2 protein-coding genes and 1 pseudogene are annotated in these 3,658 nt (G+C 66.6%); all 3 read left to right on the plus strand.

Annotated elements, in window-relative coordinates; genetic code table 11:
* Window positions 1-182: 182 nt before the first annotated feature.
* Window positions 183-1,202: a glucokinase gene (locus tag EOA38_RS30640; RefSeq protein ID WP_127300987.1), complete on the plus strand. Its 1,020-nt coding sequence runs from the start codon at window positions 183-185 to the stop codon at window positions 1,200-1,202.
* Between the two features lie 232 nt (window positions 1,203-1,434).
* Window positions 1,435-3,294 (plus strand): ABC transporter ATP-binding protein, encoded by a 1,860-nt coding sequence (locus tag EOA38_RS30645; protein WP_127300988.1) that lies wholly within the window; start codon window positions 1,435-1,437, stop codon window positions 3,292-3,294.
* Window positions 3,291-3,658, plus strand: a pseudogene (locus tag EOA38_RS30650) (4-hydroxy-tetrahydrodipicolinate reductase); the annotation flags it as partial. The gene EOA38_RS30645 and the pseudogene EOA38_RS30650, both read left to right, overlap by 4 nt.

A 3,658-nucleotide genomic window follows, 5' to 3' on the forward strand; every position in this document is an offset into this window, starting at 1 on the left:
GGAGAGGTGGCCGCGAAGCGGCCGGAGAGGGGGGCTGGCGCTGCCATATGCGATTGAGCTGGCCGCCAAGCGGTCAGAGGGGTTGCCTCCTGAAGCTAAGCCGCTTTCCCTTTGCCACCCCATGCGCTAGTTCAACGAACAGACAGGCGGCAGATGGCCAGAACGGGGACGAGCGAGAAAAAATGGCAGGCGAAGACGATACAGCGCTGCGGTTTCCGGTCCTGATCGGCGACATTGGCGGCACCAATGCGCGCTTCTCGATCGTGCTCGACGCCAATTCGGAAGCGACCGAGCCGCAAATCGTGCAGACGGCCAATTTCAAGACCATCGACGAGGCGATCCAGGCGGCGGTGCTCGACCGCTCGTCGATCCAGCCGCATTCGGCGGTGCTGGCGGTCGCCGGGCCGGTCGACGGCGACGAGATCCGGCTCACCAACTGCCCCTGGGTGGTCAAGCCGCACCAGATGTTCGCCAATCTGGGCTTGAGCGAAATCGTCGTGCTCAACGACTTCGAGGCGCAGGCGCTGGCGGTCGTGGCGCTCGGCGAGGAGCATATGGAAAAGATCGGCGGCGGCACGCCGGAGCCGAGCGCGGGGCGGGTCGTGCTCGGCCCCGGAACCGGGCTCGGCGTCGCCGGGCTGATCTACGCGCTGCGCCACTGGATACCGGTGCCGGGCGAGGGCGGGCATATGGACATCGGCCCGCGCACGCCGCGCGACTTCGAGGTGTTCCCGCATATCGAAAAGCTCGAGGGTCGCATTTCCGGCGAGCAGATCCTGTGCGGCCGCGGGCTGGTCAATGTCTATCGCGCCGTGGCCAAGACGGATGCCAAACCGATGCCTTTCACCACCCCGGCGGAGGTCACCGCCGCGGCTTTGGCCAAATCCGACGCGGTGGCGCAGGAAGCGTTGGAACTGTTCGTCACCTGCCTCGGCCGCACCGCCGGGGACCTGGCGCTGGTGTTCAAGAGCCGCGGCGGCGTCTTCCTGACCGGGGGCATCGCGCAAAAAATCGTGCCGGCCCTGAAAGCCAGCAATTTCCGCGCCGCCTTCGAGGACAAGGCGCCGCACAGCGCGCTGATGCGTTCGATGCCGGTCTATGTCATCACGCACCCGCTGGCGGCGCTTCTCGGCCTCGCCGCCTATGCCAGGACCCCCTCGCTGTTCGGCGTCCAGACTGCGGGGCGACACTGGCGGACGTGAGGCTGGCAGCGATCCAGCCCAGGGCGGAGTTTCGTCGCAGAGACTCCGGACCCCTGTCTGAAAGGCCTGTGCCAAGCAGGCGCCGGCCTCTGGAATTGAAAACATCCTTCGCCGCTTTCGCGATGCCGCGACGAAGTTTCGCCATAGGCAAGCCGCCACTGGGGCGCTAAGAGGGGTGCCGAATTGCAGCCCGGCTGCGAGGCCAATCGAAAATCACGGAACAAACCCCGATTTGAACCAGTCGCTTCAACATCAAGCGAAGGCCCTGCCGGGCGAAACCTGGGCGATCCTGCGCCGCATCATCGCCGAGAACGGCCGCGAATACCGCTGGTCCTATGTCGTCGCCATCACCTGCTCGCTGGTCGTTTCGGCCACGACGGCCTTCGCCGCCTGGATCATGAGCCCGGTGGTCAATCAGATCTTCTACGCGCGGCGCGGCGATCTGATCCTTCTGATTTGCGCGGGCATCATGGGTTCCTTCGTGTTGCGAGGGCTTGCCACTTATGGCCAGGCGGTGACGCTGTCCAAGATCGGCAACAATCTGGTGGCGCGCTACCAGCGCCGCATCTTCGACCATCTGATGAAGCTTGGCGTCGGCTACTTCACCGACACGCGTTCCGGGCAGCTCGCGGCGCGGGTCAACGAAAACATCAACGGCATCCGTGACCTTCTGTCGATGACGCTGACCTCGATCGCGCGCGATGCGGTGTCGCTGATCGGCCTGATCGGCGTCATGATCTACCAGGACCCGCTGCTGTCGCTTTCCTCGCTGCTGATCGGGCCGCCGCTGATCTGGGCCGTCGTCTACCTGCAGCGCCGCGTGCGCCGCATCTCGCGCGAGTCCGTGCAGATCAACTCGCGGCTGATCGGCGCCATGCAGGAAGCGACGCAAGGCATCGCCATCGTCAAAGCCTTCACGATGGAGGAGGAGCTCTCGCGCCGCATCGGCAAGCTTTCCGAGAGCGCCGAGCAGCGCGGCAACAAGATCGCGCGCGTGTCGGAGCGGCTGACGCCGATTTCCGACATGCTGGCCGGCCTCGCCGTCACCGGCGTCATCGCCTATTCCGGCTATAAGGCGCTGGTTCTCGGCGAGCCGCCGGGCGCGGTCTTCTCCTTCATCACCGCGCTGATCCTCGCTTACGATCCTGCCCGACGCCTGGCGCGCACGCAGGTCGGCATGGAGCGGGCCCTGGTCAACGCGCGCATGATCTACGAGCTGCTCGACCTCGAACCGCAACAGGGCGACGCACCGGACGCGGTCGAGGCCAGGATCGGCAATGGCGAGGTGCGCTTCGACAATGTCACCTTCGGGTACGCCGAAGATATGCCGGTGCTCAGGAACCTGAGCTTCACCGCCGCCGCCGGCAAGGTCACGGCGATCGTCGGCGCCTCCGGCGCCGGCAAGTCGACGCTGGTGGCGCTCTTGCAGCGCTTCCACGACGTCGATAGCGGCAGAATCGAAGTCGACGGGCAGGACATTTCCAAGCTGACGAAGCATTCGCTTCGCAGCTCGATCGCCTATGTCTCGCAGGCGCCCTACCTGTTCGAGGGCACGATCCGCGACAACATCCGCTATGGCCGGCTTTCGGCCACCAACGCCGAGATCGAGCTGGCGGCTGCCCAAGCGGCGGCCGACGAGTTCATCCGCCAGCAGCCGCAGGGCTACGACACGCCGGTCGGCGAGAACGGCGTGACGCTGTCGGGTGGCCAGCGCCAGCGCGTCTCGATCGCCCGCGCCATCGTGCGCCAGGCGCCGATCCTTCTGCTCGACGAGGCGACCTCAGCGCTCGACAACGAGGCGGAAGCGCGCGTCCAGGAAGCGCTAACCCATGTCATGGAAGGGCGCACCACCATCGTCATCGCGCACCGGCTGTCGACGGTGGTCAATGCCGACCACATCATCGTGCTGGAGGAAGGCCGGCTGGTCGAGGAAGGCACGCATGCCTCGCTGATGGCCGACCCGCACAGCGTCTATGCCCGCTTCCACCGGGTTCAGGGCAACAAGGGCCTGGGGCTTGTCGACGACGCCAGGCCGATCCAAACTCCGTCGCCGCGCAGCCGCGCGAAGAAAGCCGTCAGGAGAAGCGCATGAGCGAAGCGGGCGATATGGGCCTGGTGGTGGTGGGTGCCGCCGGCCGGATGGGCCAGACGCTGGTCCGCGCCATCCACACGATTCCCGGCGCGCGCGTCGCCGGCGCGGTCGAACGGCAGGGCTCGCCCTATCTCGGCAAGGACGCAGGCGAGCTCGCCGGCATCGGCACCATCAACGTGCCGATCGTCGACGACCCGCTGCCGGCCTTCGCCAAGGCCGACGGCGTGCTCGATTTCACGGCCCCTAGCGCGAGCGTCGAATTCGCCGGCTATGCCGCGCAGGCGCGCATCGTCCATGTCATCGGCACCACCGGATGCTCGGCGGAGGACGACGCGAAGATCGCGGCCGCCGGCCGCCCTGCCAC

This window comes from Mesorhizobium sp. M1E.F.Ca.ET.041.01.1.1 (assembly GCF_003997355.1).
In the GTDB taxonomy this organism is placed as follows: domain Bacteria; phylum Pseudomonadota; class Alphaproteobacteria; order Rhizobiales; family Rhizobiaceae; genus Mesorhizobium.

What these genes read in the sequence shown, in the direction of transcription:
- EOA38_RS30640 (WP_127300987.1), top strand. Translation starts at nt 183, where the DNA reads ATGGCAGGCGAAGACGATACAGCGCTGCGGTTTCCGGTCCTGATCGGC.